General features: G+C 53.8%; 18 protein-coding genes. 3 read left to right on the forward strand and 15 right to left on the reverse strand.

Annotated features, from left to right (window positions below):
* Positions 1 to 68: 68 nt before the first annotated feature.
* The 4 genes from M2108_RS20480 to M2108_RS20495 form a co-directional block, all read right to left on the reverse strand.
* Positions 69 to 947 (reverse strand): MerR family transcriptional regulator, encoded by an 879-nt coding sequence (locus tag M2108_RS20480; RefSeq protein WP_277471340.1) that lies wholly within the window; start codon positions 945 to 947, stop codon positions 69 to 71.
* Positions 948 to 962: 15 nt separating this feature from the next.
* Positions 963 to 1,502: a phosphotransferase-like protein gene (locus M2108_RS20485; RefSeq protein WP_277471341.1), complete on the reverse strand. Its 540-nt coding sequence runs from the start codon at positions 1,500 to 1,502 to the stop codon at positions 963 to 965.
* Positions 1,503 to 1,513: 11 nt separating this feature from the next.
* Positions 1,514 to 2,269: a methyltransferase domain-containing protein gene (locus tag M2108_RS20490; protein WP_277506412.1), complete on the reverse strand. Its 756-nt coding sequence runs from the start codon at positions 2,267 to 2,269 to the stop codon at positions 1,514 to 1,516.
* Between the two features lie 204 nt (positions 2,270 to 2,473).
* The gene (locus M2108_RS20495) at positions 2,474 to 2,839 is read right to left on the reverse strand and encodes a zinc ribbon domain-containing protein (RefSeq protein ID WP_277471343.1); all 366 of its coding nucleotides are present in this window, start codon (positions 2,837 to 2,839) and stop codon (positions 2,474 to 2,476) included.
* Between the two features lie 272 nt (positions 2,840 to 3,111).
* Here M2108_RS20495 and M2108_RS20500 point away from each other — a divergent pair, with 272 nt between their 5' ends.
* Positions 3,112 to 3,816 (forward strand): CPBP family intramembrane glutamic endopeptidase, encoded by a 705-nt coding sequence (locus tag M2108_RS20500; RefSeq protein WP_277471344.1) that lies wholly within the window; start codon positions 3,112 to 3,114, stop codon positions 3,814 to 3,816.
* Between the two features lie 55 nt (positions 3,817 to 3,871).
* Here the strand turns inward: M2108_RS20500 and M2108_RS20505 are convergent, their stop codons facing one another.
* On the reverse strand, positions 3,872 to 4,501 hold the full coding sequence (locus M2108_RS20505) for a YfbR-like 5'-deoxynucleotidase (RefSeq protein WP_039870832.1): 630 nt from the start codon (positions 4,499 to 4,501) through the stop codon (positions 3,872 to 3,874).
* Between the two features lie 399 nt (positions 4,502 to 4,900).
* Here M2108_RS20505 and M2108_RS20510 point away from each other — a divergent pair, with 399 nt between their 5' ends.
* Complete coding sequence (locus M2108_RS20510; protein WP_277471345.1) at positions 4,901 to 5,122, forward strand: PspC domain-containing protein; 222 nt, start codon at positions 4,901 to 4,903, stop codon at positions 5,120 to 5,122.
* Between the two features lie 73 nt (positions 5,123 to 5,195).
* The gene (locus tag M2108_RS20515; protein ID WP_277471346.1) at positions 5,196 to 5,885 is read left to right on the forward strand and encodes a PspA/IM30 family protein; all 690 of its coding nucleotides are present in this window, start codon (positions 5,196 to 5,198) and stop codon (positions 5,883 to 5,885) included.
* Between the two features lie 502 nt (positions 5,886 to 6,387).
* Here the strand turns inward: M2108_RS20515 and M2108_RS20520 are convergent.
* The 10 genes from M2108_RS20520 to M2108_RS20565 all read right to left on the reverse strand — a co-directional run bounded on the left by M2108_RS20520 (position 6,388) and on the right by M2108_RS20565 (position 16,593).
* Complete coding sequence (locus tag M2108_RS20520) at positions 6,388 to 7,656, reverse strand: M20 metallopeptidase family protein (protein ID WP_277471347.1); 1,269 nt, start codon at positions 7,654 to 7,656, stop codon at positions 6,388 to 6,390.
* A 20-nt stretch (positions 7,657 to 7,676) separates the two neighbouring features.
* Positions 7,677 to 9,014, reverse strand: a complete 1,338-nt coding sequence (locus M2108_RS20525) for an LLM class flavin-dependent oxidoreductase (RefSeq protein WP_277471348.1) — start codon at positions 9,012 to 9,014, stop codon at positions 7,677 to 7,679.
* A 461-nt stretch (positions 9,015 to 9,475) separates the two neighbouring features.
* Positions 9,476 to 9,955 (reverse strand): DinB family protein, encoded by a 480-nt coding sequence (locus M2108_RS20530; protein ID WP_277471349.1) that lies wholly within the window; start codon positions 9,953 to 9,955, stop codon positions 9,476 to 9,478.
* 37 nt (positions 9,956 to 9,992) lie between these two features.
* Positions 9,993 to 11,138 (reverse strand): N-methyl-L-tryptophan oxidase, encoded by a 1,146-nt coding sequence (solA, locus tag M2108_RS20535; RefSeq protein WP_277471350.1) that lies wholly within the window; start codon positions 11,136 to 11,138, stop codon positions 9,993 to 9,995.
* On the reverse strand, positions 11,135 to 12,310 hold the full coding sequence (locus M2108_RS20540) for an amidohydrolase (RefSeq protein ID WP_277471351.1): 1,176 nt from the start codon (positions 12,308 to 12,310) through the stop codon (positions 11,135 to 11,137). Before M2108_RS20540 ends, solA begins: the two co-directional genes overlap by 4 nt.
* 110 nt (positions 12,311 to 12,420) lie before the next feature.
* Entirely contained in the window at positions 12,421 to 13,437 is a 1,017-nt protein-coding gene (locus tag M2108_RS20545) for an LLM class flavin-dependent oxidoreductase (RefSeq protein ID WP_277471352.1), read from the reverse strand.
* 11 nt (positions 13,438 to 13,448) lie between these two features.
* Positions 13,449 to 14,201, reverse strand: coding sequence for an amino acid ABC transporter ATP-binding protein (locus M2108_RS20550; protein ID WP_277471353.1), 753 nt, complete (start codon positions 14,199 to 14,201; stop codon positions 13,449 to 13,451).
* Entirely contained in the window at positions 14,198 to 14,908 is a 711-nt protein-coding gene (locus M2108_RS20555) for an amino acid ABC transporter permease (protein ID WP_277471354.1), read from the reverse strand. The genes M2108_RS20550 and M2108_RS20555 overlap by 4 nt, the downstream gene beginning before the upstream one ends.
* Positions 14,905 to 15,690: an amino acid ABC transporter permease gene (locus M2108_RS20560; RefSeq protein ID WP_277471355.1), complete on the reverse strand. Its 786-nt coding sequence runs from the start codon at positions 15,688 to 15,690 to the stop codon at positions 14,905 to 14,907. Before M2108_RS20560 ends, M2108_RS20555 begins: the two co-directional genes overlap by 4 nt.
* Positions 15,691 to 15,723: 33 nt before the next feature.
* Positions 15,724 to 16,593 (reverse strand): transporter substrate-binding domain-containing protein, encoded by an 870-nt coding sequence (locus tag M2108_RS20565; RefSeq protein WP_277471356.1) that lies wholly within the window; start codon positions 16,591 to 16,593, stop codon positions 15,724 to 15,726.

The raw sequence follows: 16,593 nt of genomic DNA on the forward strand, positions 1-16,593 counted from the left end.
TCAACAGTACAAAAAAGATACCTCAGGGCATATCCCCGCAGGTATCTTTTTCGTTGTCTAATCCTTCTTTACTTACGCTTTACCAATTGCCAAAGCTCCATTCCGGGTGAAACCGGCACTTCCATATGTTCATCCGCATAGAGCTCAGCAGCCAGTATATCCGCCATAGTATATTCCGATTCCGGCAGCCATTTGCTGTAAAGATGGTCATATGCACCTTCCAATGCAGAATTGGTGAGGGTTTCCTTGTCAACGGCCTGAAAGGCCACCCGCGCGTACAATCCGGCAGGAAGGGTAAAGCTCCGCATGTCTCCTGGGATTTCATTCAAGCCTGTAACCTGCATGCCCATCATGTAGGTTCCTGAGCTCATATCCTGTTCGCATTCACATACCAGTCCAAAGCATGTGGAAGGCACCGCCTGATGCGGTATCCTTTCGGTCACGTCGTTACCATAGAAATTGCTGATCAGCTGATCAATAATCCGCTGCTTTTCCTCATAATTGTTGTAGGGCACCTTTGCAGCACAGCCAATAATATAGAGCGGGTCCTTCTGTTCAAATACATCCACTTTGTATGCTGTTGAAATGTCCATCGGCTTAAACAGCTCCCTTCCGTTGCTTATTCTTGTTTGGAGAGCGAGAAGTTCCTGCTCGATGACGGATAGGAGGCGTCCCTCCGATCGTACTGCTGTCAGGCGCGCCTGAACAGACCGGGTCCACAACCGGGGCTCAGCATCCAAAAGCATACGAATGTCTTCAAGGGAAAAGCGGAGCCTCCGAAGGTACTGGATTTGCTTCATCCGCTCACGCTGCCCGTCTTCATAGAAGGCATAACCATTTTCAGGATCAATGCCCGCCGGCTCCAGAAGTCCGATGTCCCTGTAGTACCTTAGCGTTTTTTTGGATACCTGAAGCATTCCAGCAAACTGCCCGATTGTGTAACCCATTGTTCTCACCTCTGACTAAAGCTTAATGCGTTCCCCAAGGGCACAGTCAATAGCCGGTTGCTTGCATTGCCTGAATAATTCTTGCGCCACACAAGAATCCGTGCTCTCAGCAAAAGTATCCACCTCAACATCATACACTTCATCCTTATGGACGAACGCCAGCTGCTCCAGCGCCTGCCCGATCCGCCGGTCTCCCCGTTCCCGTTCTCTGCGCGCAAGCTCTTCCGGCGGACAATGGACACCGACCCGCAGCACCGGATACCCGGCCAGGCTTTCCGCAAAATCCGCTCTGGTGAATTCATCATGAATCACATGATCCAGCACGAGATTAACCCCTTTATCTGCAAACATCGCAACCGTCCGGTGATAGAAATACTCGGTAGCCACCGGTATCAGCCGGCTATTCTGCCGGTCTTCCATATGCTCAATCACAAGATCGAAATCATCCAGGCTGTAACGGAAAAAATCCGGCAGCTTTTTAACGATTTCTTGGGCAAGTGTTGTTTTGCCGGAACTTGAGACTCCGTTTAATAGAATGATGTTCCCTATTTTCAAGCCTGCCCCTCCTAAATCTTCCTGGCAATAATATGTGTAAAAATAGCGATCTCCCGGTACGGGCTCTGCCTGCCGACTGTCAGCTCCAGCTGCACCATCCGGTTATGCCAGTCCTTATCCTGCTTCACTTCATTATCAGTAATATATCCGTACAGATTATGTATCCCAAAATGCCCTGCAATCTCATAGCCTGCACTGCTTAGCCAATTCGTCAGCTGTTCGTAAGAATACACAGTATAATCAGTCTGAATCAGTCCGCTGTACTCCTGACTATTGCCGATGGCGGCCAGTGCACTGTCCGGTTCCTTGTTCAGAATGGCCTTTTTCATTACCTTGGCTGCCGGATTATGGGCAATCAGCGACAGGTATCCGCCAGTCCGCTGGCAACCGGCAATCAGCCCGAGAAACCGCTGCGGATCTTTCGTATATTCAAGAATATTATGGCAAAAGCTCCACCCGAACGTTCCCAGTCCGCCGGCTACCTGCTCAAATGAATCATTAATGTAGCGGACATCCGGCCCATCCTTTGCTGCGATGGCAACCATCTCCTGCGTCGGCTCCACCCCGGTAACCAGATGGCCTCTCCTGCTATATTCATTGCTTGAAATGCCAAAGCCGCTGCCGATGTCCAGTATAGACTGGGCTTCACCGGTCAAGAACGAGTCAATCTGGTCCCACGCTGTCAGGTAGAACAATCTCCCCCAGGGCATCCGGGTGTATTGCAGATAGGCTTCGATTGATGCTGAAAAGGCGGCTGTTGTGTTCACTCGCTTCATCCTCTGCTATCGTTATTAGCAACTCTGCTCTGAATTGCAAATTTCACCCACAGGAACAATATAATATAGAACCTGTTAACACCGATGCCTAATTGATCACACTCAAGCATAGATCCGGCAGCTTCAAAAGAAACAGCCCAAGCCATAAGCTTGAGCTGTTCATATTTTTTAAACCATATGCTATATATTACAGTGTTACGGCTCCCGCGGGGCCTCAAACGTATGCCCGCAGTTCGGACAAAACCGCGCGTCCGCCGGCACAGTGCTGCTGCAGCCCTTGCATATTTTCACATCGCCGAGTGCGGAGATCTGCTCCTGGTTGGCTTCAATTTCGGCTTTCAGCGCAAGGATACGGCTCATGTTAACCGCATATGCATCTGCCTGCAACGGCGAACCCTGGAGAGTAGCTTCAAACAGCAGTTTGCCCATGATCTGATACTGCTTGTCGATTTCACTCTGCTTGCCGCTGTTTTGTAATTTGAGACGGTTTACCTCAACGACTGTCTTAGCCTTGTTACCAGCCTCGGTCACACCTGCCTTGAACTTATCAAAAAAACTCACCTGGCATCCCTCATTTCCGAAAATGTCATTTGCCCGTAAAATTCGTCAGGAAGCGCCGCTTCCCTGCTATGTTTATTCACCGAAACCCAATGATAGCCCTGACAACCCTCCGCACTACAGCTTACATATTTATTGTATAAATCAATCTATCCTTCCTTCATCATAACGTATAAACACAACTTTTAATATTTGTATCCTATTGCTGGACTGCATCTGGAAGATAAATTATAGTAGTCTGAGGAATATTCTGTAAAAAGGACGTGGGCCTTCTGATGCTGACTGCACTGATCACCGCTGTACTTATTGCATTTTCATTTAAAATCGTTGAACAGCTCATCGGACTATTCAGCAAGCATCATATACAGTTCGCCGTTTATTACTGGGGAGCTCTGCTTGTTGCCGTGAGTCTGTTCATCAAGGACAATTATGTCTACAACCTGCCGCATGATTTTCTTGCCGTACTGCCGCTGTGTCTTCTCATTCAGCTCATTAGCGGACTGATAGCCAGACGCTCCGGCTATTCGCCCCAAGGCCGCTTTAATACTATTAATTTCATTATCACCTATCCTATACTTGAGGAGATTGCCTTCCGGGGGCTGGCGCTGCCTGTGCTTGCCCATAATGAAACCTTTGGTGCCTTGTCCGGACTGGAGCTTGGATACGGCCTGATTCCGCAGCTCAGCCTGGCGGTGATTATTACGGCCGTTCTGTTCGCGCTCTCCCACCTGCAGTACTATAAGCTCAATGCCGAAAGCATCCGGTTCATGGCGTTTGCGCTGAGCGGCGGACTGTTCTTCGGGCTTGTCGCACAGGAGACAGAGTCCATACTGTTAACCATTTTAATGCATATATCCTTTAACGCTTCCGCGGCACTATATTCTTATAACAAGAAAAAGCTGGCTAAACAAGTAGAAACGGCCATGCCGTCCTTCAGAGAAGGCGGTAACCGTTTCTGCGAGAAATATAAGGATTATTAGTAGCGTAAAACATATAAATTCTTATATTTAAAAAAAAAAGAGTACCGCTCATCACCTACAGAGCCAGTGCCTCTTCTGTAATTCTTCTGATATCCACCGGAGACAGCGTCTCCTCGTTCACCATATCGGGCAGGATCTCTGCCAGGAAATACTCCACACATTTAAGGTCAATATTCTTGATCTTGATCAGCGCATTGCGGTACATGACCACAAATTCCTTCTCCGTATTGCCCCGCTGCATCTCCGCAAACGCCTCATACACCTGATCCATTTTATCCGCAACCTCGAGAATCAGCCCCTCCAGCGACTCATCCTTTCCTTCACGCAGCTGCTGGACGAAGATGCTTTTGAACTCCTCCGGGATATGCTCCTCAATAAAGTTATGGATCATCCCTTCCTCAACCTGCTGGATTAGCGACCGCAGCTGCAGCGAAGAATGCTTCACAGGCGTTTTAATATCCCCGATAAAAATCTCGCCATAATCATGGCTGCTAGTAATCTCGTAAAGCTTTTTCCAGTCGATCACCGCACCGTTTTTTTCTTCGATATCGGCCAGCGTTTTGGCGTACTGTACGACCTTCCAGGAATGGGCGGCTACGCTATGCTCCTCGAATTTGAATTTACCCGGGCAGCGGATAATCCGCTCAAGCTCATTCAGTGAACGAAAATACTTATGAATCCCCACAGGCCAGTCCTCCTTATTCTTCATAGTCTTTGCAGGAAAGTCAGTTCATCTCATTGAGATCGGGAGGTAGAGCTACTCACAGTATAGGCCGGAAATGTTAAGCGGGAATTTAACCGGATGACTTCTTATGTTAAATCCCCCCACAAAGTGAGGCCTCTCATGGATGCTGACTCAGGTACTTTGCAGGGACCCCGAAAACGTATAAAAAAGCTGGCAAGGCTAGCCTGGCCAGCTCCAGCCCCGTCTTTTTGCGGACCCCATCCCCGTCTTAGGTCTGGATTCAAAAACAGTCCCCGGTCCGTTTTGCGCAGCTTCAAATCACCGTACAATTAACACATAGATAACGGATATTGAGAAAAAGCCTTCGGGTGTATCCATAACAAGAGAGGAAGATTATGAATGAAAAAATTATACCGTTCCACCACAGACAAAATGCTTACAGGCTTGTGCGGAGGGCTGGCCCGCCACTTTAATCTGGATACCACCCTCGTGAGACTGCTGGTTGCAGCTGCTGCATTCTTCAGCTTCGGCACTGTCCTTCTCATCTACATTATCGCCAGCATCATTATTCCAAAAGAGACTTTCGGCAACAGCTTTACAGACAGCTTTGACCACTATTAATCAGAAAAGCGCTACTGGTTAACGTTTAAATCAGACAATCCCATTCAAATTTAAATTTAAAGGAGAAATGAACATGAACAGCATATTTAACCGTATTACAACTTTGACTAAGGCGGCCATTCACGAAGGACTGAACAAGTTGGAGGACCCGGTGCTGCTGACCGGCCAATATCTGCGTGACCTCGATGACAAAATTAGCAGCGCCGAAAGCAAACAGCGTGAGCTGAAGGTTACCGCAAGCGTACTGGAACGCCGCAAGGCCGAGTATCTGGTGCAGGCAGACAGCAGTGAAGCTGCAGCAATTCAGGCAATGAGCGAAGGCAATGAACCGGCAGCCCGGGTAGCAGTTGAAGCTAAGCTGAGCTATCTGGAAAGCGTACAGGAGACCGAAGCTATTCTGGAAGAAACCCTGCAGGCACTGGCCGCGCTTGAGGTTAATCTGGAGAATGCCAAAGCAGAGCATGCCCGGCTGAAGGCCAAACGGGCTGAGCTGGCCGAACGCGCCCGCAAAGCTGAGGCAAGTAAACGGGCCGCGCAAAACAGTGCGGCTTCCCACACAGTAGCACCCGTGTACGGTCACGTAATCAACGCCGGCGCCGCCTCCCGCGGCTTCGAGCGGATGGAAGACAAGATCAATGAATGGGAAGCACAGGCCGGGCAGCATGCACAGACTGCCGCTCCCGCCATCGACCCTGCCCTGCAAGGCGCAGTGGAAGCCGAATTGGCCCGCCTGCGCAGCAAGCAGTCGGACAGCGGGAAATAAGCTTGGTTAACCAAATAACGCAAGCAATCAGCAGCGATCCTCCATGTATCCGGAGGACCGCTGCTTTGCGTTGCAGGCAGATAAGCAACAGCTATATTGAAGAGCGTTACGAAACTAATAAGAACATCAACACCCGACTGTAACGGACTCAAAAGACTTTATTTTGCGAAACTCCCGGCTTTCAGCTGGCTAACGGACTCAGATGACGCTATCTGGCCATTTCGCCTACAATTTGCAGCATTTTGTACTTGTTAAGGTCACTGGAGTCCGTTACGTTTCCAAGGCGCACGCAATTTCGCAAATAACGCCTGCTCAGTCCGTTAGACACACACTCTCTCTTTCTACTATGTCTAGTCTATTACCGTAGGCGCTCGTTCTGTCATCACTTTCCTACTCTGCTGTCTCCCTTTATCACGCTCCCTGCTTTGTTCAATCAAATAAAGGAGACCCTGGCAGCCGCTGCCCGGCTCCCGGAATCTCCTTTATTTATACCTGAAACCATTCATTTATGTTCCATTATAAGCCGTACCCATAGCTGCACACCGGAGATCAGCATGTCTTCGTCAATATTAAACTGTGGCTGATGGATCGCATGCGTAATGCCCTCTATTGCATTGCCGCAGCCGATGAAGGCAAACGCGCCCGGCACCCGGTCAAGATACCAGCCGAAATCCTCCCCGGCGAGGCTGGGCTGGCTCAGCAGTATAGCCTGCTCTTCACCCAGCACTCCACGCGCTGCCCGAAGCAGCCGCTCTACTGCCGCAGCGTCGTTAACGACGGCGATGCCCTCGCGAAGCTCCAGGCGGTAGTCACCGCCGTAAGCTGCTGCAGCCGCTGAGGCATGGCGGCGCAGCCCTTCAGTGATTGCAGCCACCGCCGTCTTCGAGAAGGCCCGGAACGTTCCGGTCAGCTCGCTGTGATCAGCGATCACATTAACCGCCGTGCCGGCTCTCACTGTGCCGAAGGCCAGTACCGCAGCTTCCTGCGGGTCAATCTGATTGGCCATAAGCCCATTAACGCCGGCTATGAACTGCGCCGCCATCTGGATCGCATCCGCTGCCTTATGCGGCGCACTGTGGTGTCCGGCTGTGCCGCGGAACTCCACCTTGAAATGGCTGGAGGCTGCCATTGCATAATGCGGATGAATGCCCAGCATGCCTGCCGGAAGCTCCGGCATCACATGCAGCGCATAGGCGTAATCAACTCCCTCCAGAATGCCGGCCTCGATCATATCGCGTCCGCCGGAGAGCAGCCTACCGTCAAGCGGGCTCTTCACCGCGCCCTCCTCGGCAGGCTGAAAGACGAACACCACTGTCCCGGTCAGCTGATCCCGGAAGGCAGCCAGCGTTCGGGCCGCCCCCAGCAGCATGGCTGTATGGGCGTCATGACCGCAGGCATGCATGATGCCGGGATTCACTGATTTGTAGGGCAGCTCATTCTGCTCCTGTATCGGGAGTGCATCCATATCTGCCCGCAGCAGGATGACCGGTCCGCTGCCCGCCTGTCCCTGCAGCGTACCAACGACACCCATCCCGAAATGCCTGCCGACATACCGCTGCACGGTAATCCCCCATTCCTCCAGAAGTCCGGCGACCATTCCGGAGGTGCGGGTAACATCGTACAGCAGCTCCGGATGAGCATGAAGGTCACGGCGGATCGCCGTGACCTTCTCCTTTAATTTACCAGCATAACTCATCATGCGGGTCCAATCAGGTGCTTCAAGAATTACAGCAGCATCCGGAATTTCCCGTTCATCGGTTTTCCTGTTCACCGCAGCCCCTTCGTCACGGATCAGAACTGTCCCGCCGGCTGCGAAGCCTTGGTGTAACGGTTCTCCGGCACCGGAATCCCCAGATTGCCGCGCAGAGTATCGCTCTCGTATTCCGTACGGAACAGTCCGCGTTCCTGCAGAATCGGCACAACCCGGTCCACGAATTCCTCCAGACCGTTCGGCACAGCCGCTGCAATCATAAATCCGTCAGCGCCGCCGGATTCAAACCAGTGCTGCACCTGATCGGCCACCTGCTCCGGTGTGCCGATGAAGCTGCTGCGCGGAGTTGCCGACTGCAAAGCTACCTGCCGCAGCGTCAGGCCGCGCTCCTTCGCATCCTTCTTAATTTTGTCCGTGCCGCTCTGGAAGCTGTTGCGTCCCAGGTCGCCGACATCCGGGAACGGCTCATCCAGCGGATATTGCGAGAAGTCATGATGCTCAAAGAACCGGCCCAGATAATTCAGCGCATTCTCAATGGTTACGAGTCCGGCAACCTCCTGGTATTTACGCTCTGCTTCCTCCGGAGTATCTCCGATAATCGGTGCAATGCCCGGGAAGATCAGCACCTCATCCGGGTTGCGGCCAAACGAAGCAATCCGCACCTTAACATCGCTGTAGAATGCCTGTGCTTCTTCCAGAGTGTCATGCCCCGTGAAGATCGCATCCGCTTCCTTGGACGCATAGTTTTTGCCGACCTCGGATGAGCCTGCCTGGAACACTACCGGCTGCCCCTGCTTCGAACGGGCAATGTTCAGCGGTCCCTTCACCGAGAAGAACTCTCCCTGATGGTTCAGCGTGTGCATTTTTTGCGGATCAAAGAAGATACCGGCTTCCTTATCGCGGACAAAAGCATCATCCTCCCAGGAATCCCACAATCCGCGCGTCACCTGCAGATACTCCTCGGCGATGCGGTAGCGTTTGGCATGATCCGGATGCTCCTTTTTGCTGTAATTGGCAGCAGAGCCCTCCAGCGGGGAAGTAACCACGTTCCAGCCGGCCCTGCCGCCGCTGATGACATCCAGCGAACCGAACTGGCGCGCCACCGTGAACGGCTCACTGTAGGAGGTCGACAACGTACCAACCAGACCAATGTTTGTGCTGACACCAGCCAATGCACTCAGAAGAGTCAGCGGCTCGAACCGGTTCAGGAAATGCGGAATGGACTTCTCGTTAATATACAGGCCGTCTGCGATGAAGATCAGATCCAGCTTGCCTTCCTCCGCTTTTTTCACCCACTCTTTGTATAACTCAAAGTTCACGCTTGCGTCCGGCTTGGCGTCCGGATGACGCCACATCGATGTGCTGCCGCCCACCCCGTGCAGCAGTGCGCCCAGCTTCAGTTGTCTTGGTTTGGTCATGTTCGTTCCTCCTTAAAGTTTTGTTAGCATTATCTTCATTGAAATTTCTTCGCAAAACTCGCTTCGGAAGCATCCGCTTAGTTTTGTTAGCATTATCTTCATTGAATTTCTTCGCAAAACTCGCTTCGGAAGCATCCGCTTAGTTTTGATAGCATTATCTTCATTGAATTTCTTCGCAAAACTTTCTTCGGAAGCATCCTCTTCTTTTGGTAAATCAGAGGAACTGGTGAGTTGATTGTATTTCGTGCAACAGAATTCACATAAAAGCTGCGAAAATTACGTTCTGTTGTATTCTGTACAATTGATCGCAGGAAAACAAGCAGAAAACTCTTTAGTACTGAGATTCTGCTGTACAAAATACAACAGATTTAATATCCAGACAGATCCAAAGGTTATCTGTTGTAGAAAATACAATAGATTACCTTCTCACCTTGTTTAGTGCTCCAAGCATCAGCCTGCCCTCACTGCACCAACGCCGCAGCCGCCGCTCCCTGCTTAATCCGCTCAATCTGGGCCAGATGGGTCTGCACATGGGCAATGAAGCTGCGGACGATGTCGCTGATTTTGACCGTATTGCCCTTGAAATTAATTCCGCTCAGCTCCCAGTCCTCGGCTGCCAGCCGGCTAAGCAACAAACTGTTATAGTGCAGCAGACTGCGGAACAGTTCGAGATTATCGGCCGCGCTGCCGTCATTCGCATACTGGCCGCTGACCCAGGCATCCTGATTGAAGGCCGGCAGCTGCTCCGTTGTGCCTGCAAGAATGTCACGAATGCGGAACGACACCACAATGCTGTGATCCGCCAGATGAGCGAGCACCTCGGTGACACTCCAGATCCCCGGACCCGCCTTCCATTTCAGCTGCTCCTCCGTTAATCCGTCTGTAGCCTGCACCAGCTGCTGGTGTGTGTTCAAGTAATCTTTCAGTTGTGTGCTGCTCATGTAATCCCCTCCAAGATAAGTCCTGCCTTGCGGATACTCAGGCGGTAGCGAAGCGTGATAAGGCAAAAGGACTGATATTATGACCGGTGGTACCAACGATAGCCAGGTCCGCAAGAATCTCTCCAACTACACTGGAAAATTTAAACCCGTGTCCCGAAAAGCCGCCGGCGATCAGCACATTCGCATGCAGCGGATGGCGGTCGATGATGAAATTCTCATCCGGTGTATGCTCATACTTGCAGACAGAGCCTTTCAGGAGCCGGCCGGCCGCGCCGGGCATATAGGCCTCAAGAACACGGCGGAGGTCGCCTTCATCGCTCTCTTCACTGCCGAACGGCCTGAGCGGCTCGCCCGGCTTCCATTCCTGCCCGGTATCATGCCGGCCGACCTTGAGGCCTGCTCCGCCTATGCTTGGAAAGCCATAGTATCCGCCTACTTCAGCGCCAAGCGTAAAGCCGGGAAAACGCCCAGCAGCATAATCAGTGCTGCTCTCAAACCAGCCGACCACCTTGCGCACGGCCTTGATCGGCAGCTGCACAAACGGCGCCAGTCCGCTGAACCAGGCTCCGGCGCTAAGAATAGCTCCCGCCGCGTGAATATCGCCGCCGGCTGTATGGACCTTGACGCTGCCTCCGCGGGCCGTCACATTCAGCACCGGCGTGTCTGTCAGCAGCTCCGCCCCGTGCGCCAGAGCGAGCTTGCGGTAGGCGGAAATACAGCGCTCGCTGTACAGATAGCCAGCTTCCGGCTCATACATCGCCGTAATGGATTCCGGCAGCGTAAGCCCCGGCCAGCGCCGCCGGATTTCTGCGGCCTCCAGCAGCTCCGCCTGTACCCCGCGCTGCTGCGCTTCCGCCACTCGTCCGCCGAAGGAATACACCTTGCGGTCTGCAAGGTTAAGCACGCCCGAGCGGACCAGCAGCTCTGAACCGCTGAGCTGCTCTGCTTCCTGCCACAGCGTATCCGCCCGCAGAGCCAGGCCGATATAAGCAGGATCTCCGCTGTAAGCGTGGCGGATCAGCCGGGTATCCCCGTGATGGCTGCCCTCCGTGTGCGGCGGATTAAATGCATCGACCAATAGCACCTTCACTCCGCGCCGGGCCAGCTCATAGCCGGCGCTCATGCCCATCGAGCCGGCGCCGACAACAATGACATCGTACGTCTTATGTTCCGCTATATTCATGCACCTCCGCCGGAAGCGTGGTACGCTATGGAACGCACAGCAATATCTGCAAGGAACCTTGCAGCCACAGGCAGCGCCTGCTCATCCAAATTGAACGCCGGATGATGCCATTCCCGGCTGCCGTTTGTGCCGACGAATACGAACAGACCGGGCAGCTCACGCTGGTAGAAGGCAAAATCCTCACCCGCCGGAGAAGGCACCGCCTTCACAGCCTGATAACCAAGCGCTTCAGCGGCTTCAACCCCAAGCGCAGCCAGCGCCTCGTCGTTGATTACCGGAGGCGGCCCTTCAATCCAGCGGACCTTGGCCGTCGCACCAAGGGCAGCAGCTACTCCGGCCGCCACTTGCTCAAAGCGTTTCAGCACATTGGCACGCACCGCTTCATCAAAGTTGCGGACTGTGCCTTCCAGCACGGCTTTCTCCGGGATTACATTCCATGAGTTGCCGCTGTGGATCTGCGTTACGCTGACAACCGCGCTGTGCAGCGGGCTGACATTGCGGCTGACAACCGACTGCAGGGCAGTCACAATATGTGCCGCTGCTACAATCGGATCAATAGCCGCTTCAGGTACGGCAGCGTGCGAGCCGCTACCCTTCACCTCAACGGCGAACCCGTCCGCGGCGGCCATCAGCGGGCCGCCGGCAATGCCGATCGTGCCGACCGGCAGGTCGGGCTTGTTATGCAGCCCGATTACGGCGCGCACTTCCCGAAGCGCTCCGCTGGCAATCACCCGCTGCGCGCCTTGGGCCTTCTCCTCTGCAGGCTGGAACAGCAAACGTACCGTTCCCGGCAGCTGATCCTCCTGCTGCTTCAGCAAATAGGCGGCGCCGAGCAGTGCTGCCGTATGAAAATCATGCCCGCAGGCGTGCATTTTGCCGGGAAACAGGGATGCATACTCCGCATCCGTCTCCTCTTGAATCGGCAGGGCATCGATATCGGCCCGCAGGGCGATAACCGGACCGGGCTTGCCGCTTCCGATCTCTGCGATTACGCCGGTTGCCAGCCCGTAATCCAGAATCTTAATCCCGGCCTGTGTAAGCTGAGAAGTAATATATTTGGTGGTCTCATATTCTTCATTGGACAGCTCCGGGTGCCGGTGCAGATGACGGCGGATTCCGGTTAATTGTTCTCCAAGCGCTTCCGCGCTCAGCTCTGCAGCTTTGCTTGTCATATGCAGGCCCCCTCCTCATGCCATTTCCTTGTCCTTTTAAATCTTTCCGCTTTATACCCAACGCCTTACACGCTTTACGCATTATAGTCTTACGTCCTTCCGCTTTGGTCCTAAGCCTTCGCCGCCACCTCAGCCAATGCCTCGCTCAACAGCTCGAACGAACGGAGCCGCTTGTCAAAAGGGTGCACATTCGTCGTCACGATAAACTCATCGACACCGGATGCCTCTGACAGCGCCAGCAGCTGCTCACGGACGGATTCCTTCGTCCCCTTGGTAATCTCAGGCTCCCGCTCCTCGATGGTATAAGCTTCCTTAGCCTGGCGGGTGAATTCCTCCGCCTGCTCCCGGGTAGCCACCGTCAGCGTTTTGCCGCTCTCCAGCGTAATCCGGATCAACTTGTGCGCACCCGCCAGCTCCTTCGCCTCCTCCTCGGTGTCTGCAGCAATCAGCGAGAGGGCAATAATCGCCTGCGGCGCTCTGCCCTCCGCAGCTGTGAACCCGCTGCGGTAAGCGCGGATCGCTTCCAGCGCCACAGCCTGATCGCCGTTAATGAACAGCGAGAACACGTAAGGCAGTCCCAGTTCAGCAGCTATCTCTGCACTGCTTACACTTGCACCGAGCACATACAGCTCAGGTGCCGTAACAGGCAGCGGGCCTGCTTTCAGCCCGGCCAGCGGATGGTCTTCCCCGAGCCGGTTATGTACATACTGCTCCAGCTCAACGATTTTGTCCGTCAGGGTTGCTGAATCTGTCTTTCCCTGCTGCAGCGCCTGTGTGCTGCGCGGCAGACCGCCCGGAGCGCGTCCTACCCCAAGATCCACCCGGCCCGGAGCCAGCGAGGCCAGCACATTGAAATTCTCAGCCACCTTGTACGGGCTGTAATGCTGCAGCATAATGCCGCCGGAGCCGATCCGGATCGATTCTGTCTTGGCGAGCAGATGCGAGATCAGCACCTCCGGGGAGGAGCCGGCTACCTGCTCGGAATCATGATGCTCGGAGACCCAGAAGCGGCGGAAGCCCAGCTTTTCGGACAGCTGCGCCAGCTTGACCGTATGGCGGAATGCTTCCTCCGCCGTTTCTCCCGGATAGATCGGGCTTTGATCCAGTACGCTGATGGTAATAGCCATGATTTTGCCTCCTATATGGAATAATTCAGTTCAGGTGTGATCCGTTTCAGGAACTGCTTCGTTCTTTCCTCACGCGGATGGTTAAACAGTTCAGTTGGGGTTCCCTCTTCAACAATGACCCCGCCGTCCATGAAGACCACATGGTTCGCCACATCACGGGCAAAACCCATCTCATGTGTTACCACGATCATCGTAATGCCTTCCTTGGCAATTTTGCGGATAACGGCCAGCACTTCACCGACCAGCTCCGGGTCCAGCGCAGACGTCGGTTCGTCGAACAGAATGACCTCCGGCTCCAGCGCCAACGCCCGGGCAATGCCCACCCGCTGCTGCTGGCCTCCGGACAGCTGGCTCGGATAAGCGTCCAGCTTGCCGCCGAGGCCGACCTTTTCAAGCAGGGCAATGCTCCGCTTGCGCGCTTCGTCCTTCGACAGCCTTTTGACTATGAGCAGGCCTTCCATCACGTTCTCCAGCGCGGTTTTGTGGCGGAACAGATTGTACTGCTGGAACACCATTGCCGTCTTTTGCCGGAGCTGATAAATCTCCTGCTTGCGGGCATGCTTGCAGTCTACCTTGAAATCACCGATAGCAATCTCGCCGCTGCCCGGCTTCTCCAGATAATTCACACAGCGCAGAAGCGTTGTTTTGCCGGAGCCGCTTGGCCCGAGAATGACCACTACCTCCCCTTTGGTTACCGTCAAATCTATATTGTTCAGCACCTGATGGCGGCCGAATGATTTTGAAATTTGCGACAGCCTGATCATGCCACTCCCCCCCGGTTATACAGATTAATCCGTCTTTCAATTACCGATGTCGCGCGCTCAATGAGGAACGTAAGCCCCCAGAAGATCAGCGCCGCCGCCAGATAGGCCTCAAAAAACTTCCAGTTCGTCGAAGCCACAATCTGCGCCTTGGCATTGATATCCACCACCGACACGGTAAAAGCGAGCGTTGATCCGTGCAGCATCCCAATCACGGAATTCGACAGGTTGGGCAGGCTCGCCGCCAGCGCCTGGGGGAATACAATCCGCCGCAGCGCCTGCGGAGTAGTCATTCCAATGGAATGAGCCGCCTCCAGCTGGCCGCGGTCCACTGCGAGCAGGCCGGAACGGACCACCTCAGACATGTAGGCTCCCGCTGTAATCGAGAATGAAATGTAGGCAAAGCCGATCATCGGAATCGACACCGACCGGAAGCCCCAGCCGAAATGCGCCGCCAGCCCGTCGATCAACACAGGAAGTCCGAAGTATATCAGCAGCAGATGCGTCAGCATCGGCGTTCCGCGGATAAAGGTGACGTACCCGACTGCCAGCGGATAGAGCACCGGAACCCGGTAGATTCTTATCAAAGCCACCGCTACCCCAATGAGGAACCCCACCAGTACAGATACGACAGTAATGTAGAGGGTCGTAGGAATAGCACTCATGATCTGCAGAAAGGCAGTCCAGATAAATGACGGGTCCAGCTTCATAATCCGGCGCCTCCTTTACCCGGTCCCAGCTCTGCAATGATGCGGCGGTAGGACCAGTTCTTGTGGATTTTGAACGCTTTTCTCTCCGGAGTATTCCGTTTCTCATGCCGCAGCAGCCGGCGTTCCGCCACAAGCAGCAGCTTCTCAATCGTAAAGCTGATCACCAGATAGATCAGGGCGAGTGCAATATACGTTTCAATAAAATGCTGCGTCAAGGTACCCAGCGTCTGCGCTTTCCCCGTCATCTCCATCACTCCGAGCGTAAAGGCCAGCGACGTGTCCTTCAGGAGGGCGATCACCAGGTTGGAGAAAACCGGAACGGCAATCCCCAGCGCCTGCGGCAGCACGATCCGTCTGAATGCCTGAAATGCCGTCATCCCGGCCGCATAAGCCGCTTCCACCTGTCCCTTATCCACCGCCTGCACGGCCGCTCTGATCATTTCGGACATGTAAGCCCCGGTATGCAGACCGTAGGTCAGGATAACGAAGACCAGCACCGGCGTCCGCGTCATATCCACATTGACCAGCTTGAGAATTTCCGGCAGGCCGTAATAGAACAGGAAGAGCTGGATCAGAATTGGCGTGCCCCGGAAAAAGGAGATATAGACTTCGGAACAGGTTTTCAGCACCGGAATTTTATAAAGTCTCGGCAAAGCTACCAGAAAGCCGACAATAATCCCTGCCAGCAGTGAGCCGCCGACAATCAGCAGCGTGGTGCCGAGCGTACCAAACAGCTTGGGTAAAAAAGAAAACACATAACTGATATCAAACGGCGCGCCCATACGCTCCCTCCCTTCCCCGGTTCACCGGTATCATCACTGCGCCGAATCCGCTGTAACGTCAGCACCCAGCCACTCTGTGCTCAGTTTACCCAGTGTGCCGTCTGTCTTCAGCTCCTTAATGGCACCGTCGATGGCATCCGACAGCTTCTGGGAATCGGCATCATCCTTGCGGAACACATAGAGAATGTCTGCGGAGGACAATTCAGGACCGGTAGCCTTCAGCTGGCTCTGCGGGTCAACGATCGGGAGGACAAAATCGGCTGCCAGTGTAGCATCCACACGGCCGGTAGTAATCTGTGCGGCTGTATCGTTTGCCGTTCCGCTTTGATAGACGATATTGATCGCATCCGCGTTCTCTTTATTGTAATTTTCGAGGATCTGCGCCTGAGCGCTTGTCGCGCCGACCAGTACCTTTTTACCTTTCAGATCGTCCAGTGTCTGGATCGAATCGTTGTCCTTAGCCACGACAATGCGGTTTCTCCAGTGGGCATAAGCTTCCTTGTTAAACGAGTACTTCTGCTCCCGCTCCGGGTTCTTCTCCATAACATGGGCAACCAGGTCGATCTTTTTGGTTTCCAGGCTCAGCAGCAGGTTGCTGAAATCCATTGTCTGAAAATCAAATTCGTATTCCGGTAGCTTGTTATCAATTTCCTTGAGCAGCTCCACATCAAAGCCGGTCAGGTTGCCGTTCTCATCAAGGAAGCATACCTGCGGGAAGCCGGTTCCTGTACCCACGATGATCTTTGTTACCTTAGCCGTTGTATCCGCCGGTGCAGCTGCTTCAGCTACCTTGTTGCCTGTGCTGCCTGCGCTGTTGCCGCCTGCATTGTTGCTGTTATTTCCGCAGCCGGCGATCGCCAGCGTTAATACGGATGCAAATACGAGCGAAATGGACTTTTTCAT

Origin of the sequence: Paenibacillus sp. PastM-3 (assembly GCF_029893965.1) — a bacterium.
Lineage (GTDB): Bacteria > Bacillota > Bacilli > Paenibacillales > Paenibacillaceae > Paenibacillus_AQ.

Bases quoted from the DNA above. Each gene is read 5' to 3' on its own strand.
- M2108_RS20480 (WP_277471340.1), bottom strand. From the start codon at position 947: ATGGGTTACACAATCGGGCAGTTTGCTGGAATGCTTCAGGTATCCAAA.
- M2108_RS20500 (WP_277471344.1), top strand. From the start codon at position 3,112: ATGCTGACTGCACTGATCACCGCTGTACTTATTGCATTTTCATTTAAA.
- M2108_RS20510 (WP_277471345.1), top strand. From the start codon at position 4,901: ATGAAAAAATTATACCGTTCCACCACAGACAAAATGCTTACAGGCTTG.
- M2108_RS20515 (WP_277471346.1), top strand. From the start codon at position 5,196: ATGAACAGCATATTTAACCGTATTACAACTTTGACTAAGGCGGCCATT.
- M2108_RS20525 (WP_277471348.1), bottom strand. From the start codon at position 9,014: ATGACCAAACCAAGACAACTGAAGCTGGGCGCACTGCTGCACGGGGTG.
- M2108_RS20530 (WP_277471349.1), bottom strand. From the start codon at position 9,955: ATGAGCAGCACACAACTGAAAGATTACTTGAACACACACCAGCAGCTG.
- solA (WP_277471350.1), bottom strand. From the start codon at position 11,138: ATGAATATAGCGGAACATAAGACGTACGATGTCATTGTTGTCGGCGCC.
- M2108_RS20540 (WP_277471351.1), bottom strand. From the start codon at position 12,310: ATGACAAGCAAAGCTGCAGAGCTGAGCGCGGAAGCGCTTGGAGAACAA.
- M2108_RS20545 (WP_277471352.1), bottom strand. From the start codon at position 13,437: ATGGCTATTACCATCAGCGTACTGGATCAAAGCCCGATCTATCCGGGA.
- M2108_RS20550 (WP_277471353.1), bottom strand. From the start codon at position 14,201: ATGATCAGGCTGTCGCAAATTTCAAAATCATTCGGCCGCCATCAGGTG.
- M2108_RS20555 (WP_277471354.1), bottom strand. From the start codon at position 14,908: ATGAAGCTGGACCCGTCATTTATCTGGACTGCCTTTCTGCAGATCATG.
- M2108_RS20560 (WP_277471355.1), bottom strand. From the start codon at position 15,690: ATGGGCGCGCCGTTTGATATCAGTTATGTGTTTTCTTTTTTACCCAAG.
- M2108_RS20565 (WP_277471356.1), bottom strand. From the start codon at position 16,593: ATGAAAAAGTCCATTTCGCTCGTATTTGCATCCGTATTAACGCTGGCG.